This is a genomic window from Stenotrophomonas sp. AS1 (assembly GCF_048957655.1).
In the GTDB taxonomy this organism is placed as follows: Bacteria; Pseudomonadota; Gammaproteobacteria; order Xanthomonadales; family Xanthomonadaceae; genus Stenotrophomonas; species Stenotrophomonas bentonitica_A.
Map to the genome: position 1 here is coordinate 118,765 of NZ_JARVXM010000001.1, position 15,928 is coordinate 134,692.

At 63.6% G+C, this 15,928-nt stretch carries 17 protein-coding genes and 1 tRNA gene; 11 read left to right on the forward strand and 7 right to left on the reverse strand.

From position 1 onward, the window contains the following. Positions 1–12 precede the first annotated feature (12 nt). The 9 genes from PV764_RS00515 to PV764_RS00555 all read left to right on the forward strand — a co-directional run bounded on the left by PV764_RS00515 (position 13) and on the right by PV764_RS00555 (position 7,192). Positions 13–783, forward strand: coding sequence for a c-type cytochrome (locus PV764_RS00515; RefSeq protein WP_012480216.1), 771 nt, complete (start codon positions 13–15; stop codon positions 781–783). 19 nt (positions 784–802) lie between these two features. Next, positions 803–1,312 carry a nuclear transport factor 2 family protein gene (locus PV764_RS00520; RefSeq protein WP_012480215.1) on the forward strand — a complete coding sequence of 170 codons (510 nt, stop codon included), beginning with the start codon at positions 803–805 and terminating at the stop codon, positions 1,310–1,312. Between the two features lie 14 nt (positions 1,313–1,326). Then, entirely contained in the window at positions 1,327–1,851 is a 525-nt protein-coding gene (locus PV764_RS00525) for a DUF411 domain-containing protein (protein ID WP_223293215.1), read from the forward strand. Positions 1,852–1,921: 70 nt separating this feature from the next. Continuing rightward, on the forward strand, positions 1,922–2,272 hold the full coding sequence (locus PV764_RS00530; protein ID WP_012480213.1) for a four-helix bundle copper-binding protein: 351 nt from the start codon (positions 1,922–1,924) through the stop codon (positions 2,270–2,272). 178 nt (positions 2,273–2,450) lie between these two features. Next, positions 2,451–2,834 carry a copper homeostasis periplasmic binding protein CopC gene (gene copC, locus PV764_RS00535; protein ID WP_005413416.1) on the forward strand — a complete coding sequence of 128 codons (384 nt, stop codon included), beginning with the start codon at positions 2,451–2,453 and terminating at the stop codon, positions 2,832–2,834. Positions 2,835–2,844: 10 nt separating this feature from the next. Then, complete coding sequence (copD, locus tag PV764_RS00540) at positions 2,845–3,774, forward strand: copper homeostasis membrane protein CopD (RefSeq protein ID WP_005995728.1); 930 nt, start codon at positions 2,845–2,847, stop codon at positions 3,772–3,774. 61 nt (positions 3,775–3,835) lie between these two features. Beyond that, positions 3,836–6,262: a heavy metal translocating P-type ATPase gene (locus tag PV764_RS00545; protein WP_421115960.1), complete on the forward strand. Its 2,427-nt coding sequence runs from the start codon at positions 3,836–3,838 to the stop codon at positions 6,260–6,262. A 28-nt stretch (positions 6,263–6,290) separates the two neighbouring features. After that, positions 6,291–6,566: a hypothetical protein gene (locus tag PV764_RS00550; RefSeq protein ID WP_005413412.1), complete on the forward strand. Its 276-nt coding sequence runs from the start codon at positions 6,291–6,293 to the stop codon at positions 6,564–6,566. 74 nt (positions 6,567–6,640) lie between these two features. After that, positions 6,641–7,192, forward strand: coding sequence for a DUF305 domain-containing protein (locus PV764_RS00555; RefSeq protein WP_005995733.1), 552 nt, complete (start codon positions 6,641–6,643; stop codon positions 7,190–7,192). A 29-nt stretch (positions 7,193–7,221) separates the two neighbouring features. Here the strand turns inward: PV764_RS00555 and PV764_RS00560 are convergent, their stop codons facing one another. After that, positions 7,222–7,410 carry an arginase family protein gene (locus tag PV764_RS00560; protein ID WP_187756563.1) on the reverse strand — a complete coding sequence of 63 codons (189 nt, stop codon included), beginning with the start codon at positions 7,408–7,410 and terminating at the stop codon, positions 7,222–7,224. 88 nt (positions 7,411–7,498) lie between these two features. Between PV764_RS00560 and PV764_RS00565 the strand changes: the two genes are divergently transcribed. Next, positions 7,499–7,786, forward strand: coding sequence for a TonB-dependent receptor (locus tag PV764_RS00565; protein ID WP_005413409.1), 288 nt, complete (start codon positions 7,499–7,501; stop codon positions 7,784–7,786). Positions 7,787–7,812: 26 nt separating this feature from the next. Further along, a complete protein-coding gene (locus PV764_RS00570) occupies positions 7,813–8,643 on the forward strand; it encodes a DUF4198 domain-containing protein (RefSeq protein ID WP_005995738.1) in 831 nt (276 codons plus the stop codon). Positions 8,644–8,747: 104 nt separating this feature from the next. Here PV764_RS00570 and PV764_RS00575 read toward each other — a convergent pair whose 3' ends face one another. The 6 genes from PV764_RS00575 to PV764_RS00600 all read right to left on the reverse strand — a co-directional run bounded on the left by PV764_RS00575 (position 8,748) and on the right by PV764_RS00600 (position 15,875). Continuing rightward, positions 8,748–11,888: an efflux RND transporter permease subunit gene (locus PV764_RS00575; RefSeq protein WP_104575752.1), complete on the reverse strand. Its 3,141-nt coding sequence runs from the start codon at positions 11,886–11,888 to the stop codon at positions 8,748–8,750. Then, on the reverse strand, positions 11,885–12,424 hold the full coding sequence (locus PV764_RS00580; RefSeq protein WP_421115963.1) for a heavy metal-binding domain-containing protein: 540 nt from the start codon (positions 12,422–12,424) through the stop codon (positions 11,885–11,887). The genes PV764_RS00575 and PV764_RS00580 overlap by 4 nt, the downstream gene beginning before the upstream one ends. Beyond that, a complete protein-coding gene (locus tag PV764_RS00585) occupies positions 12,397–13,398 on the reverse strand; it encodes an efflux RND transporter periplasmic adaptor subunit (protein WP_224096873.1) in 1,002 nt (333 codons plus the stop codon). Before PV764_RS00585 ends, PV764_RS00580 begins: the two co-directional genes overlap by 28 nt. Then, positions 13,395–14,753 (reverse strand): TolC family protein, encoded by a 1,359-nt coding sequence (locus PV764_RS00590; RefSeq protein ID WP_224096874.1) that lies wholly within the window; start codon positions 14,751–14,753, stop codon positions 13,395–13,397. The genes PV764_RS00585 and PV764_RS00590 overlap by 4 nt, the downstream gene beginning before the upstream one ends. 24 nt (positions 14,754–14,777) lie before the next feature. Then, positions 14,778–15,167: a hypothetical protein gene (locus PV764_RS00595; protein WP_224096875.1), complete on the reverse strand. Its 390-nt coding sequence runs from the start codon at positions 15,165–15,167 to the stop codon at positions 14,778–14,780. A gap of 605 nt (positions 15,168–15,772) precedes the next feature. Further along, positions 15,773–15,875 (reverse strand) — tRNA-Ile (locus tag PV764_RS00600). Positions 15,876–15,928: the final 53 nt, after the last annotated feature.

The window sequence follows — 15,928 nt, forward strand, 5'->3', positions numbered from 1 at the left end:
GGGGAACTGACAATGAAATCCAACAAAAAGATGTGGGTATGGCTCGGTGCCGGCGTGGCATTGGTTGCGGTGGTCGCAACCGCCACGGTCTCTCTGGGCGTGTACAACGTGGCCGCCGACGATCCGCATAGTCGCCCGGTGTATGCGCTACTTGAAACGGCGCGCGAGCGTTCCATTGAGGTGCGCGCCGCCAAGCTTCAGCTACCCACGAACCTTGATGATCCTGAGCGTATCCGCCAGGGTGCGGGCAACTACAACGCCATGTGCGTGACCTGCCATCTTTCACCAGACGCGGCGGCCACCGAGATGAGCAAGGGCCTGTACCCCGCGCCACCGAACCTAAGCAAACAGCCGGTCGCTCCAGCTGAGGCGTTCTGGGTGATCAAGCACGGCATCAAGGCCAGCGGCATGCCCGCTTGGGGCGGCAGCATGGACGATGAGTTCATATGGAACATGTCGGCCTTCCTGCAGAAGTTGCCCACGCTGGACGCGACTGCGTACAAGGAACTTGTCGACAGCAGCGAGGGCCATTCGCATGGCGGCGGCGAGACGCAAGGCCACCATGACGACGAAAAGGCCGAGGATCACCCTGCCTTATTCGAGCCGGGCAACAACTCCATGCCGCATGCGCACCCGCCGGGCGTGGACGACGATCACCACGGCCCGACACCCAGCGACACGGAAGTCGGGTTGGTGAGCCACGGCCATCCCGACGGCAAGGTGGAGTCGCACCCTGCACCACACACGCCCGTGGCCGATGACGGCCATGCGCACACCCATTGATCTCCTTGGAGCCCACGCAATGAACGCAACAGCAATCTCGTTCACCCTCGCACTGGCACTGGCCGTCGTGTCCCCCGCAATGGCGCAGGCGACACAGCCGCACGCACATCACCCCGCTGCCGCGGCATCTGCGGACGTCGACGTCCCAGTCACTGCAGAGGCCGCGGTCGCCGTAGCGGAGCGTTTCAACAGGGCCCTGTCTAGCGGCGATCTGGCCACGGTCGAAGCCCTGCTCGCTGCCGACGTTCTCATCCTCGAGTCCGGGGGCGCCGAACGCAGCCGCGAGGAATACATGGGCCATCACGCAGTCAGCGATGCGGCGTTCCTCAAGGGCGCCCATCGCCAGCTGCTCCGTCAGCGCGCACGAGCCGCTGGCGAGTTCGCGTGGGTCGGAACCGAAAGCGAGTTGCATGCCCAGAAAGACGGCCAGCCACTGACCGTCCAGAGCGCCGAGACGATGGTGCTGAAGGAGACCGCGGACGGCTGGCGGATCGTCCACATCCACTGGTCCTCGCGGACCAAGCGCTGAGTCGAGAGATTGAAATGACTACGCTCACATTGCACCGTCTGACTTTTGTGGTCCTTGCCGTGGCTGGTCTGGGTGCTTGCACCCAGGATGCTTCATCCGCGCAACCCACAACCTCGCCCTCCGCACAGGTTGTCGTCCCATCAGCCGACGCGACTCCAGCAGCCCTGCCACGCATGACCGTCCACAAGACCCCGACCTGCGGGTGCTGCGGTGTCTGGATCGACCACGTGCAGAAGGCGGGATTCACCGTGGATGTGCACGACATGGATGACCTGGGTCTGGTCAAGGAGCGGTTGGGTGTCCCCTATGCAAAGGGCTCCTGCCACACGGCCGAGATCGGCGGATACGTCATCGAAGGCCACGTTCCGGCCGCGGACATCAAGCGTCTCCTCGAAGAAAAGCCGAACGCACGCGGCCTGGTCCTCCCAGGGATGCCGCTTGGTTCTCCGGGCATGGAGGTCCCGGAGGGACGCCAGCAGCCGTTCACGGTCGAGCTGATCCATCGCGACGGAACCACTGAACCGTTCGCACAGCACTGATCCGTCGCAGCAACAGGGGACGGTGTTGCGGGCGCGCCGATTCTCGCCCGCGAGGAAGAAGGAGAACTACATGACTCACCATTCCGCAGCACACCGGCCCCAGGCCATGAACGAGTGCATCGACAACTGCACGCAATGCCATGCGATCTGCCTGGAGACCATCAACTACTGCCTGACCAAAGGAGGTGTTCACGCGGCCCCGGAGCATATCGCCCTGTTGGCGACGTGTGCCGATACCTGCGCAACCAGTGCCGACGCGATGCTGCGCGGTGCCAGCGTTCACGACGTGGTTTGCGGTGCCTGCGCGGAGATCTGCCGCCAGTGCGCCGATGCATGCGACGCCATGAACGACCCTGAGATGACGCGCTGCGCCGAAGTTTGTCGCCGCTGCGCGGAAAGCTGCAGCGCCATGGCAGCGTAATGCGTCGAGGATCCCGCCTGAGCCGGTGGGATCCTCGTCTCGCGAAAGCGGAAGTATCAAGAAAATCCGACAAATCGTGGTTTCGGTGACAGTCCGACATCTAACGCTTGTCGCATCGAACACAGCGCGGCCCCTCCCGAACGGGCTTTGCATCACATTCCAATGAGGATTTATCCATATGAAGTCGTCCAACGTCATTCGCTCCTTCGCGCTCGTCCTCGCAATCGCGGCCGGGCAGTTTTCGCTGCAGGTCGCGCACGCCCACGCCGCGCTGCAGCAGTCCACACCGGCGGCTAATGCGGTGGTGGCCTCGCCGGGCCAGATCGATCTCGTGTTCAACGAGACATTGATTCCGCGGGCGTCGCGTCTCAAGTTGCTCATGAAGCACGGCAGTTCCACCATGCCGATCGAGAATTTCACGACCGAGATCGTCAACAACGGCAAGACCCTGCGTGCCAAGTTGCCTGGACCGCTGGCTCCGGGCGTCTATACCGTGGAATACCGCGCCGTCGGTGGTGACAACCACCCCATGCCGGGCAGCTTCAGCTTCACGGTGCGCTGAGGAGTCGCGAATGTTCGACCTGTCGGCTTATGCACTGAGATTCTTGGAATACCTTGTCATCATGGTTCTTTTCGGGGTTCCACTCTTCGGTTGGTACGGGTCGCGTCGATCGGCACTCGCCGACGCCTTGGCCGGGTGGTCACTCATGGGCGTTCTATTGGCGGGTGCCGTAGCCGGTCTCGTGCTCACCGGGCTCGATGTCGTCTTCAAGACCGCGGGCATCATGGGAATGCCGCTTGCCGAGGTTGATCGCGGATCGCTTGGCTGGTATCTGCTCGAGACGTCCGCGGGCCGGGCAGCCATGGCGAGAGGCGCGCTGCTGGTCGCCCTGATGTTCGTGCTCGGATGGCATCGTCGCCGCGGGAAGGTGGAGACCGCCTTCCCGCTGGGGGCGATGCTGGCGGGCGGCGCACTCGCTTCGCTGGCATGGAACGGCCACGCCGCCGCTGGCGAGGGCTTGGCAGGCGCGGTCCGGCTTGCTGCAGGCATCGTCCATCTTCTCGCGGCAGGCGGCTGGATCGCAGCGGTCCTGATGTTCCTTGCCATGCTGCTGCGCGGCAAAGAGACGAACGGCAGCGGGCGTCTGCGATCAACGCATGACTTTCTGCATGGTTTTTCGACGCTGGGAACGATCTTCGTTGGTGCGCTCATCGTGTCCGGCATCGCGCACTACGGGGATCTCACCGCGTGGTCGTTTTCGGCCCTGTTCCAGAGCACCTACGGGAAGTTGCTGCTGTTCAAACTGGCCCTGTTCGCTGGAATGCTGGGTTTGGGAGCGCTGCACCGATGGACGCTGGTGCCGCGCTTGGAACGAGCGCTGACCAGCGGAGATCCCGCGCAGGAGGTGCGGGCTTTGCGGCAGAGTGTTACGGCTGAGGCCGCGCTGGCCATCTTGATCCTGATTGTTGTTTCAGTGCTCGGGACGCTCAGCCCCGAATAGCTGTGTAACCCGCAATGGCACACTGCCTTGGCAGTCCATCCCCACTAAAGCGAGCATCGGCATGAACTCACCGTCGTCCCATGACCATCACCATTCTGCAGGCGCAGCCCCTGTCGAGGCTGCGGATGGACGGGTCACCGATCCGGTCTGTGGCATGCAGGTCGATCCCGCCACGACGCAGCATCATGCGACCCACGCCGACACACCTTTCCACTTCTGCTCGGAGCGATGCCGCGCGAAGCTCGTGGCCGATCCGGAGCGCTATCTGACGCCCCAGGACGAACCCGAGGTGGCACAGCCCGGCGCCATCTACACCTGCCCGATGCACCCGGAAGTCCGGCAACAAGGTCCAGGCAACTGTCCCTTCTGCGGCATGGCGCTGGAGCCGGAAATGCCGAGCCTGGAGGACGATGACAATCCGGAACTTCGCGACTTCTCGCGCCGGTTCTGGTGGACGCTTCCGCTGACTGTGGTGACGCTCGTGCTGGCCATGTTCGGCCAGTACCTCCCGCGTGTCGTGCTGGGCGACGTGCAGATCCTGCCGTTGTCGATCGACGTGCAGACCTGGGTCGAGCTGGTCTTGACCACACCAGTCGTGCTGTGGGCCGGCTGGCCGTTCTTCGAGCGCTGCGTGCAGTCGATCCGCAACCGCAGCCCGAACATGTTCACCCTCATCGGGATTGGCGTTGCGGCCGCCTTTGGCTACAGCCTGGTCGCCACGCTGGCACCCGGCTTGTTCCCACCGTCGTTTACCGAACATGGGCGCATCAGCGTGTATTACGAGGCGGCGGCGGTGATCGTGTCGCTGACGCTGCTCGGCCAGATGCTGGAGCTACGGGCGCGTTCGAAAACGTCCGCGGCAATCAAGGGCCTGCTTGGTCTGGCGCCCAAGGAAGCCCGGCGGGTCAATGCCGACGGCACCGAGGAAGACATCCCGCTAACCCACGTGCATGTCGGCGACCACCTGCGCGTGCGACCCGGCGAAAAGTTGCCGGTGGATGGCGAAGTGGTGGAAGGCCGCTCCAGGGTCGACGAGTCGATGCTCACCGGCGAGCCGATCCCGGTCGAGAAAACCACTGGCGATCAGGTCATCGGCGCGACCCAGAACGGCACCGGCGCGCTGGTGATCCGCGCCGCCAAGGTGGGTTCCGACACTGTGCTGTCGCAGATCGTGCAGCTGGTCGCGCAGGCGCAGCGCGCTCGCGCGCCGATGCAGCGGATGGCCGATACCGTCGCCTACTGGTTCGTGCTCGCGGTCCTGGCGATCGCGGTGGCCACCTTCTTCATCTGGGGCTTCTTCGGCCCGGAGCCGGCCTGGACCTTTGCCATCCTGAACGCGGTTTCGGTGTTGATCATCGCCTGCCCCTGCGCGCTGGGTCTGGCCACGCCGATGTCGATCATGGTCGCCACCGGCAAGGCGGCACAGGTGGGCGTGTTGTTCCGCGATGCCGAGGCCATCGAGCACATGCGCCGCATCGATACCCTCATCGTCGACAAGACCGGCACCCTCACCGAAGGACGCCCCGCGTTCAAGGAAGTCGTGGCCTTCGAGGGCTTCGACGCCGACCAGGTGCTGCACCTGGCGGCCAGCCTGGACCAGGGCAGCGAGCATCCGCTGGCCGATGCCATCGTGGCCGAGGCCCGACGCCGGAACTTCGAGTTCGACCGCGTGGAGGACTTCGACTCGGTGACCGGCATGGGTGTGCGCGGAACCGTCGCCGGTCGCGCGCTTGCGCTGGGCAATACCGCCCTCATGGATGATCTGGGCGCCGATCCCGGTGCGCATGTCGACGTCGCCGAGCGTCTGCGCCGCGAGGGTGCGAGCGCCATGTTCCTCGCCGTGGACGGTCGCCTGGCGGGTCTGATCGCGGTCGCAGACCCGATCAAGGCGTCGGCCGCGGCCGCCATCAATGAGCTGCACGCCGCCGGGCTGCGCATCATCATGGCCACCGGCGACGGGCTCACCACCGCACGGGCTGTGGCCACAGAGTTGGGCCTGGACGAAGTGCATGGCGAGGTCCGCCCCGAGGACAAGGCCGAACTGGTGCAGCGCCTCAAGCGCGAAGGCCGGCGGGTGGCGATGGCGGGCGACGGCATCAACGACGCGCCGGCGCTGGCCGCCGCCGACGTCGGCATTGCCATGGGTACTGGCACCGACGTCGCGATGTCGAGCGCGCAGATCACCCTGGTCAAGGGCGACCTGCGCGGCATCCTGCGCGCCCGGAAGATCTCTCAGGCCACCGTGGCCAACATGAAGCAGAACCTCACCTTCGCGTTCGTCTACAACGCGCTCGGGGTTCCGCTCGCGGCCGGGGTGCTCTACCCCGCGTTCGGGATCCTACTGAGTCCGATGGTCGCGGCGCTCGCCATGAGCGTGAGCTCGGTTTCGGTGGTCACCAATGCCCTGCGTTTGTCCGGCTCCACCGTTGTTGCCACCCCCCACCCTGACCGCGCCGATGAGCCTGCGCGCGGCCATTCCTGTCACTGATGGCTCATATCCCACAAGGAGTACTGCAATGAAGCGTTATGCCTCCCTCTCGATGATGGCCTTGTTCCTGATGGCGGGCGCGGCCTTCGCCGGCGGCCAGACCACCACGCCCACCACCGACCACGGTCAGCACAAGCCGGCGGCGGCCGATGCCGATTTCACCAAGCTCGATGCCAACAAGGACGGCTCGCTGTCCAAGGAAGAACTGGCCAAGCACAAGCTGGCGCCGCACTTTGGCATGCTCGATAGCAACAAAGACGGCAAGCTGAGCCCGCAGGAATTCGCTGCCGGCAAGGGTATGTAAGTGTTCTCAGCCCGGGAGCTGTTCCAACAGTTCCCGGGTTCTTCCGCCGTTCTGCCATTCCCACGGAGATTGTTATGTCCTCTTCGCACGGTACGCACGAAAACGCGCAAGACCCGCAGTCCCAGCACGCAAAACCGCACGCCTCACACCAACCTGCCCACCAGGCACAACAAGGGCATCAAGGCCATTACGGCCGCCTGTTGTTGATGATGGGCCTGTCTTTCGTGGCCATGTACGCATTGATGTACGCAATGGTCGATCAGTGGGCTAACGTCTATAACAACGTCAACCAGTTCTACATGGCGGGCCTGATGGCCGCTCCCATGCTGCTGATCGAGCTGTGGCTAATGTCCAGCATGTACCCCGATCGCCGACGCAATCTGATTCTGGCTGGTCTGACGGTGGCGTTCATGCTGTTCTGCTGGTGGGGCATTCGCACTCAAGCAGCGGTCACTGACAAGCAGTTCATCCGTTCGATGATTCCCCACCACGCTGGCGCCATCCTGATGTGTGAGGAGAATCGTCTGAAGGATCCTGAGTTGGTGAAGCTCTGCCAGGACATTATTACCTCGCAGACACAGGAGATCGCGCAAATGAAGCAGTTGCTGGCTGAGCGTTCCCGTTAGCTCACTGCCTTTTGCCAGCCGATATCACTTCACTGAGCCTGCGCACTGACCATTCGGTGGATCAAACGCGCGGCCACACGTGCGGTGGCTTGATCCGGATCCAGGGGCGGACACAGTTCCGCCACGTCGACCACACGTACCTTGCCCGAGGCCATGACCAGATCCAGCAGGGCTTCCAGGACCTCCAGACTCACCCCGCGTGGGTTGGGGGCGCTCACGCCCGGGGCCACCACCATTGAGTACGCCGGCAAGATCACCAGCGGCTTGGGTAGCTACACCCAGTGGCGTGGCTTGGGCTCACTGCGTATGGGCAAGAATCGTTGGACCGGCGTCTATTCGGCGCAGTACATCGGCAGCGCGGACGACATCATCGCCGTGCCCGACACGATCGGCTCGCATGTGTCCAGCGTGGTGTACCACAGCCTGCAACTGAGCTACGGCATCAAGAAGAAATGGGATATCTCCGCCGGCGTTGAAAAAGTGCTCGATAAGAAGGCGCCGTTCGTGAAGAACAACCCCAACACCGACACCGACACCATGACGTACGACTTGCTGGGTCGTCGCTGGAATGTCCGCTTTGGTTACCACTGGTAAGCCACGATCACGAGGAGCTACACATCATGAGAAACACGCAACTATCCGCCACACTACTGCTGTTCGCTGTGGCCGGCAGTGCCGGTGCGCACGACCTGTTTGTCGCTTTCTCCAAGCCTGGCACCGCAGCGGGCGAGGCGAACACCGCCTTGGTGAACAACGGCACCTTCGATGAAAGTGCTGGCGCAGTCACCCGAGCGCGTCTACAGGACGTTTCGCTGAGCCAGGACGGTGCCAAGGCCGCCCCGGACCTGGCCAGTTGGAAAGAGATCGGCAAGCAAAGCCAGCTCACCGTCCATCCGGCGGGCGAGGGCACCTATCTGCTGGGTGTCTCGACGATGGCTTCCACCAGCACACGTACGGCCAGCGAGTTCGGCAAGTACCTGGAGCTGGAAGACTTGCCCGATACGCTGGCCACCTATGACGCGAGCAAGTTCCCCAAAGGGGTCACCTATAGCTATACCAAGCATGCCCGTGCCATTGGACAGGTGGGCACGAAACTGACCGACGACTTCGCTGCCTCGCTGGGCTATCCGTTGGAGATCCGCTTGACCCGCAATCCTGGAAGCGTGAAGGTCGGCGAACAGCTGTCGTTCCAAGTGCTGCAGCAGGGCACGCCGGTGCCCAACCTACGCGTGTACGTCGGTCATCGTGCTGATGCACCGGTCAAGGGCGGGCACGGTAGCGCTACGCTCCTGCGCACCGATGCCCAAGGCCAAGCCAGTTTCCAGGTGACCACCGCCAAGACCTGGTACATCCACACCAATCACATGGTGCCCTCTACACAAAAGGCTTTGGATTTTGTGTCGGATCGGGCGTCGCTGAGCTTTGAGATTTCCCCGCACGCCGGGCACTGACAAGTAGGCACGTAGGCGGTACTCTCCCCTTTGACGCCAGTCATGACTTCTTCCATGACTCGCGTCTTTTTGTGGGGACGGACCTCAGGTGCTCAGTCTGTCTCTCATTGGTCGCCCCGCGCCGCGCGCAATCCACGTCGCCGCACCAGATAGAACGCTGCGGGAATCACCACCATAGAGAGCACCGGTGCGGTGAGCATGCCACCCAGCATCGGCGCGGCGATACGTTGCATGACCTCCGAGCCGGCACCGGCACCAACGAACAGCGGAAACAACCCGGCCAGGATGACGGCTACCGTCATCGCCTTCGGGCGCACCCGCTGCACGGCACCTTCGTAGATAGCCTCTTGCAGGGTAGACACATCTTCCGGCGCACCGCTGGCCAAGCGCTGCTCCCAAGCATGACGCAGGTACAGCAACATGATGACGCCGAACTCAGCCGCAACGCCACCCAGGGCGATGAATCCGATCATGCTGGCTACCGAAATCGCATGGCCCAGCCCCCAGATCAACCAGAAACCGCCCACCAACGCCAAGGGCAAGCTGAGCAGGATGATGGATACATCGCTGAGCCGGCGAAACACCATCCAGATGACCAGGAAGATGATCGCCAACGCCGCGGGCACCACCCATTGCAGGCGTGCCAATGCCCGTTGCAGATACTCGTACTGCCCCGACCAGGCCAGACCATAGCCGGCAGGCAAACTCACCTGGGTCTGCATCGCGGCTTGCAGGTCCTGGACCACCGATCCTAAGTCGCGATCGGCCACATCGACGTAGATGTAGCCCACCAACCGGCCGTTATCGCTCTTGAGCATCGGCGGGCCTGGGCTGATTGACAGCTCCGCCACCTGGCTCAAGGTCAGTTGCACACCGCCTGGCGCGATCAGCGGCAGATCCTGCAAGGCCTGCAATGAGTCGCGCTGGCCACGGGGGTAGCGCAAGACGATGGGATAGCGCTCGCGCCCCTCGATCGTTTCCCCGATTGGATCGCCGCCAACGACCGTGGCAATCAGTTGCTGGAGTTGGCCTTGAGTGAATCCATAACGCGCAGCGATTTCCGGGCGCACCTGTACATCGACATAGCGCCCGCCGGTGACGCGTTCGGCCAGTGCCGAACTCACGCCGGGCACAGTCTTGGCCACCTGCTCGATCTGCTGGCTCAGGCGCTCGATCTGCTCCACATCTGGTCCGGAGACCTTGATCCCAATCGGGCTTTTGATGCCGGTGGCCAACATATCGATGCGATTGCGAATGGGCGGTACCCATAGATTGGTTAGACCGGGAATCTTGACCGCGGCGTCCAACTCTTGGCGTAGCTTCTGAAGGGTCATGCCCGGGCGCCATTGATCCCGCGGCTTGAAGGTCACGGTGGTCTCAAACATTTCCATAGGTGCCGGATCGGTCGCACTTTCGGCACGGCCGGCCTTGCCGAACACGTGCTCGACCTCCGGTACGGTTTTGATCATCCGTCCTGAGAGCTGAAGCAACTGGCGCGCCTTGTCGGCTGACAGGCCTGGCAACGCAGTGGGCATGTACAGCAGGCTGCCTTCTTCCAAGGGTGGCATGAATTCACTGCCCAACCGGCTAAAGGGGATCAAGGTGAGCACCAGCAGCAGGCCACTGAGCAGCAAGGTGACACCGGGATGTTTGAGGACCCACAACAGAATGGGCCGGTATCCGGCGATCAGGATGCGATTTATGGGGTTCTGTTGTTCCGGCCGGATGTGGCCGCGGATCAGGTAGCCCATCAGCACGGGGATCAAGGTCACCGACAACCCTGCTGCGGCGGCCATCGCGTAGGTCTTGGTGTAGGCCAAGGGCGAGAATAAACGCCCTTCCTGCGCCTGCAGGGCAAAAACCGGCACGAAGGATAGGGTGATGACCAGCAAGCTCGCGAACAGGGCCGGTCCGACCTCGGCCGCCGAGCGGGCCATCAACTGCCAGCGCTCCTCACCCTGGGGTTCCCGACCGTGCTCCTCCCGCCAGTGCTCCAGATGCTTGTGTGCATTTTCGATCATCACCACCGCTGCATCGACCATCGCACCAATGGCGATGGCGATGCCTCCTAACGACAGCAAGTTGGCGGAGATCCCCTGGGCGTGCATCACGATGAAGGCCGCTAGGATACCCAAGGGTAGGGTGATGACGGCCACCAACGCCGAGCGTAGGTGCCACAGGAACAGCAGGCATACCAGCGCTACGACCAGGAACTCTTCACCAAGCTTATGGGTGAGGTTGCGTACCGCATCCTGGATTAGCTCGGAGCGGTCGTACACCGCCACCACTTCCACGCCTTCGGGCAAGCTGGATTGCAACGCCTGCAGTCGCGCTTTGACGTTCCGAATGGCCCCCAAGGCATCCTTGCCGGTCCGCAGGACGATCACGCCGCCGGCCACCTCACCTTGACCATCCAACTCTGCGATACCACGACGGAAGACCGGCCCGCGACTGATCGTGGCCACCTCGCCGAGCAAGACGGGGATGCCGTCGTTGCCGGTTACCGGCACCTGTTCGAACGCCTCCTGTGTGCGCAGGTAGCCTTCGCTACGCACCATCAGTTCGGCTTCGCCTTGTTCGATCACGGAGCCCCCGGTAGCGCCGTTGGCCGCATCCACCGCCTCGATGAGCTCGGCCACCGTCAGTCCACGGGCCGCCAACGCCTGCGGATCCGGCTGGATCTGCCAGGCGCGCACCGCACCGCCCACACTGGCTACTTCAGCCACGTCCGGCACGGTTTTTAGCTCATAACGAAGAAACCAGTCCTGCAACGCACGCAGCTGCCCCACATCACGTTGACCGGTCCGATCCACCAAGGCGTACTGGTAGATCCAGCCCAGCCCTGTCGCATCAGGACCCAGCGCCGGATTCACATTCGGCGGAAGTCGATCGCGCACCTGGCTCAAGTACTCGAGCACTCGAGAGCGAGCCCAGTACAGATCAGTGGCATCGTCAAACAGGATGTAGACGAACGAATCACCGAAGAAGGAGAAGCCGCGTACCGCTTTCACGCCCGGCACGGACAACATCGTGGTGGCCAACGGGTAGGTGACTTGGTCTTCGATGATACGCGGGGTTTGCCCAGCCCATTGCGTGCGGATGATGACTTGGGTATCCGACAGGTCCGGCAGCGCATCCAGCGGCGTGTTCTTTATCGACCAGATGCCGACCACCGCCAGCAGCGCGGCGGCAACCAGCACCAGCACGCGATTGGCGATGCAAGCATGGATCAGGCGCGCGATCATGGCGTGCCCTCCATCGCTTCGGACATGACGGCGCTTGCCTGGCAATCAGCGGCTGCGGCGGAGCCGAACTTGGGTACCAACTGCATATCCATGAACGGTGACTTGCCCGGCTTGTCGAAATGCTTCTCCGGCACCATCGGGTCATACCAGTACTGCACCGGGCAGCGTGGCGGCGTGGAGGTGGAGGTCTCTGGCGCGACAGGCGCAGGCTGTCTGGACGGTGACGGCACGACAGTGCGTGCGTCGTGCCCGGCGTCATGGCGCTCGTGTACACCTGATGCGCTGGCAGGGCTTGTAGGTTGTGCAGCGCCCAGGCGCTCCAACGCACCGGAGAGATTGGCTTCAGAGTCGAGCAGGAACTGACCCGAGACCACCACGCGTTCACCACCGGCCAAGCCTGCCACGATCTGCGTGCGCCCTTGCACGCTACGTCCGGCACTCACCCGCACTGGCCGGAAGCTCCCGTCCGGATCCTGCACGATGACCCGGCTGTCCCGCCCGGTGGCAATCAGCGCCTCCGTGGGAACGACTGGCAAGGCCTGCTCGCATCGGGCTGCACCAGAACCTCGGCGAACATGCCCGGCACCAGCCGACGCTGCGGGTTGCGCAGCACAATTCGCGCCCGCTGCGTGCGACTAGCCATGTCGACCTGGGGAAGCAACGCCTGGATCTGTCCGCCAAAGCGCTCTGCCGGCCATGCATTGACCGTGGCCTGCACTGAGGTCCCCAGCCGCAAGGTGCCCAGCGCTGCCTGGGGCACCGAGGCCTCCAGCCACAGCGTGTCCAGCCCATTGATCTTGAACAGTGGCGTACCGGGTATCACCGTCTGCCCCTCGCGTGCCAGGATCTCGGTCACGACACCACTGTGGTCTGCGCCAAGCACGACGCCACTTCTGGCCGAGGCGCCAGAAGGAACACCCAACGAACGCAACCGTTGTTGCGCGGCACCCTGTAGCTCACGCGCGCTCGCGGACTGAGCTTGGCTCAGGGTATGTGCTTCGGCGATGGCCGCGTTCCATGCCGGGGCCTGCACGGTGGCCAGCGCTTGACCACGACGAACCTCGGTAAACGGCGCCTTTACCTGCACGTGGGTGATCAAGCCTTCCGTGCGCGCACTGACCACGGTTTCCTGGGTCAGATCCCTCGTCAGTGTGCCCGGCACGCGTACAGCAGTCCCTAGTGACTCTACCGTCACTTCCTGAGTGCGTATGCCCACGTTCTGCTGCAGGCGCGGATTGATCTGCGTTCCGCCGCCCATGGCCTCATCTGCGTATTTGGGCAGCAACTTCATATCCATGAACGGAGATTTGCCCGGCTTGTCGAATCGCTGCTCCGGCGCCATGGGGTCGTACCAGTACAACACCTTGCGCGCTTGACCTGCGCCGCTCGTGCCGGTGGGCGGGGTGGAATCAGAGGTTCGAGTCATCCAGGCGTAGCCGCTGGCAAAGCCGAGCGCCAGCAACCCGAGGGCCACGGCGAGCTGTGTGAGACGCGTCTTGGTCGGGGTCATGGCGTGTTCTCCTCATGGGGCAGCAGATAGGCCAGTGCCGCCCAGGCACGGCCCTGTTCGCCCAGCAGACGGGCGTTCTCCAGTTGCAATTCGATCTCATCGCGCCGCGCTTCCAGCCACGGCTGCAGGTCGGCACCGGCGCCGTAGGCGGCCAACGCCGTGCGTGCGCGATCGCGCGCCAAAGGCAGGCTCTGCGTGTTCTGACGCTCCAACTGGCCGGTTAACCCGCGCCATCGCGCCATCGCGCGTTGCACCGACTCGGCTTGGATGCGCCGGGCCTCATCGCGCTCTGCGGACACCGCCTCCAGCTCAGCCCGTCGTGCCACGATGCCTCGTGCTTGGCGGTTCTTCTGGAACAGCGGCAGGCCCACGCCCACTTCCACCATGAGCATGTCGCTGCGCGCCATGCCGTCGAGTGCGCGCTCGCGACGTCCGTAGGTGAGCTCCACACTCCAATCCGGGCGGGTTTCGGCCACGGCCGCATCCACCTGGGCCTGGGCTAAGCTCTGGCGTGCCTCCCAGCCCAGTAGTGGTGTGTGCTGGTCCAGGTTGGCCAGCAGTTGGGTGGGCTCCAATGGCAACTGCGAAAAATCCGGCGCCGTACCACTGGCCAAGATCGCCTCTGGTGCAATACCCAACCACCGCGCCAGGCCGGCCTGCGCCGCGGCGTGCTCCGCATGTACCTGCTCCAGGCGATTGTCCAACTGCAGTAGGACGGCCTGGGCGGCAAGCACGTCACTGGCCCCGGCCGTGCCACCTGCCAAGCGAGCACGCGCCGCACGCTCGGCTATGCGCGCCGGCTCGCGCAAACCTTCCAACGCATCTACGGCTTGCTGCGTACTCCGCAGCTCGATCCAGGCCTGCGCGGCCGCTTGGACCACCATCTGCTGTTCGACCATCGACAGTGAGCGCGCTTGTGCCAGCGTCGCTTGAGCCAGCGCTTGCTCGGCACGTCGTTTCGCACGGGCAGGAAACTCCTGCATCAGCCCGACTTGCTGGGTGGTCATCTCGTCTGCCCGCAGACTGAAGGCATCGGGTCCGCTGACGGGCCAGTTCGCCAGCCCCACGATCAGACGTGGATCGGGCAACGCGCCGGCACGCGCGGCTTCTTCGGTACTTGCATCGATCTGGGATCGGCGCACCTGCAGGGTAGGGGCGTTAGCAAGCGCTTGTTGTAGTGCTTCGGGATAGCTGATCGGGATAGCGGGCGGTGCCGCCACCACAGGACCACTGAGCGCCAGGGCAAACAACACCCCGCACGCCATCCTGCGTCTTGCACGCAGAAAGAAGGACATCTCCATAAGACCTCCGGACAAACGACAACGAGCGTGCTGCAACACAAGCAGCACGAGCACGGGTCAATCCAGGAGGGGCTTAAATCAGCAGGCTACAGAAGCGCTGCAGGGGGGGCGGATCGGACACGCACACCGGAACATCCCGATAGAACGTGCGTGTACCGGTGGCAACAGAGCCTGCACGAGCGCGGAGGCGGCCAGCGCGGGCTGGTAAGGCACTTGAGGGGCCTTCGCATCGGCCGTGGCGATGTGATCGCGCTGGCAATGCTGGTCGCACAACGCCGGAGCATCGGGATCCGGCGCGGACATCTCTTCGCAACCGACCATCAGGGTCGCTTGTCCAGCATCCACCGATTCCAGCGGACAGGCGTAGGCCACCAGCGCCAGTTGTTGCAGCAGCAGCGCCCACAGTCCCAGCCATGCCAGTCGGGCACGAGGACGGGGTCGCCGCCATCGCCTCAGCAGCTTCACCATGACAGCTCCCGCACGCCCGAAGCAGCGCCTGCGGACGCTGGGCAGATCAGGGCAGGGGACGTGCGAGCTCTCATAATTGCCAGTCTAGCCCTCTTGGGGCCGACTGGCATTGATCACGATCAAGCCATCGCGCGGACTCAGCGGTGGCATCCGCCGCAGCAGGGGGATGCGGCCGGGGCGGCTGGCGTGTCGGCCTCAGAAGGGAGCACGGCGGCGATCACATACCGGAATTGACCGAGGAGGAGAAGGATCGGCAGACCCGCGAGGGTTTGGCCGACGTCGACGCTGGACGGACGATCCCGCACTAGGAACTACTGCAATGGGTCAGGCGACTGTCGGAGCCTTCTTGTTGAGGGTTTCCGTTGGGTCAGGAGCGTGGAAACTCTTGAATCCAATATTCAAGAAGGGCACGCGTGCCTGAGCAGTACTTCCGCAATGCCTCTGTCACGCGACTTCTGGTTCGATCAAGCCTAGCTCTGTAATCCACGAACTGTTGACGTCGAGGGGTGTTTCCTCGTTGAATCATGGCGATAGAGCCGATTCGGCTGTTTTTCTCACGAATCCCTGCCGACCCTCAAGTAGAAGCATTTTTCCGTCGTTGACGGTGGTGCCCCTGGTCGGAATCGAACCGACGTGTACGCGCTTATCTGGCGCGTGCTCTCACCGGGGTATAAGGCCGGCCCTCTGACCAACATGAGCAACAGGGGCGTGATCGATCGATGCGATCACGCCGGTATTCGAGGGTCGAGCTGGCTCAGGCG

Coding starts and splice junctions, on each gene's coding strand:
- PV764_RS00515 (WP_012480216.1), top strand. CDS start 13: ATGAAATCCAACAAAAAGATGTGGGTATGGCTCGGTGCCGGCGTGGCA.
- PV764_RS00520 (WP_012480215.1), top strand. CDS start 803: ATGAACGCAACAGCAATCTCGTTCACCCTCGCACTGGCACTGGCCGTC.
- PV764_RS00525 (WP_223293215.1), top strand. CDS start 1,327: ATGACTACGCTCACATTGCACCGTCTGACTTTTGTGGTCCTTGCCGTG.
- PV764_RS00530 (WP_012480213.1), top strand. CDS start 1,922: ATGACTCACCATTCCGCAGCACACCGGCCCCAGGCCATGAACGAGTGC.
- copC (WP_005413416.1), top strand. CDS start 2,451: ATGAAGTCGTCCAACGTCATTCGCTCCTTCGCGCTCGTCCTCGCAATC.
- copD (WP_005995728.1), top strand. CDS start 2,845: ATGTTCGACCTGTCGGCTTATGCACTGAGATTCTTGGAATACCTTGTC.
- PV764_RS00545 (WP_421115960.1), top strand. CDS start 3,836: ATGAACTCACCGTCGTCCCATGACCATCACCATTCTGCAGGCGCAGCC.
- PV764_RS00550 (WP_005413412.1), top strand. CDS start 6,291: ATGAAGCGTTATGCCTCCCTCTCGATGATGGCCTTGTTCCTGATGGCG.
- PV764_RS00555 (WP_005995733.1), top strand. CDS start 6,641: ATGTCCTCTTCGCACGGTACGCACGAAAACGCGCAAGACCCGCAGTCC.
- PV764_RS00565 (WP_005413409.1), top strand. CDS start 7,499: ATGGGCAAGAATCGTTGGACCGGCGTCTATTCGGCGCAGTACATCGGC.
- PV764_RS00570 (WP_005995738.1), top strand. CDS start 7,813: ATGAGAAACACGCAACTATCCGCCACACTACTGCTGTTCGCTGTGGCC.
- PV764_RS00575 (WP_104575752.1), bottom strand. CDS start 11,888: ATGATCGCGCGCCTGATCCATGCTTGCATCGCCAATCGCGTGCTGGTG.
- PV764_RS00585 (WP_224096873.1), bottom strand. CDS start 13,398: ATGACCCCGACCAAGACGCGTCTCACACAGCTCGCCGTGGCCCTCGGG.
- PV764_RS00595 (WP_224096875.1), bottom strand. CDS start 15,167: ATGGTGAAGCTGCTGAGGCGATGGCGGCGACCCCGTCCTCGTGCCCGA.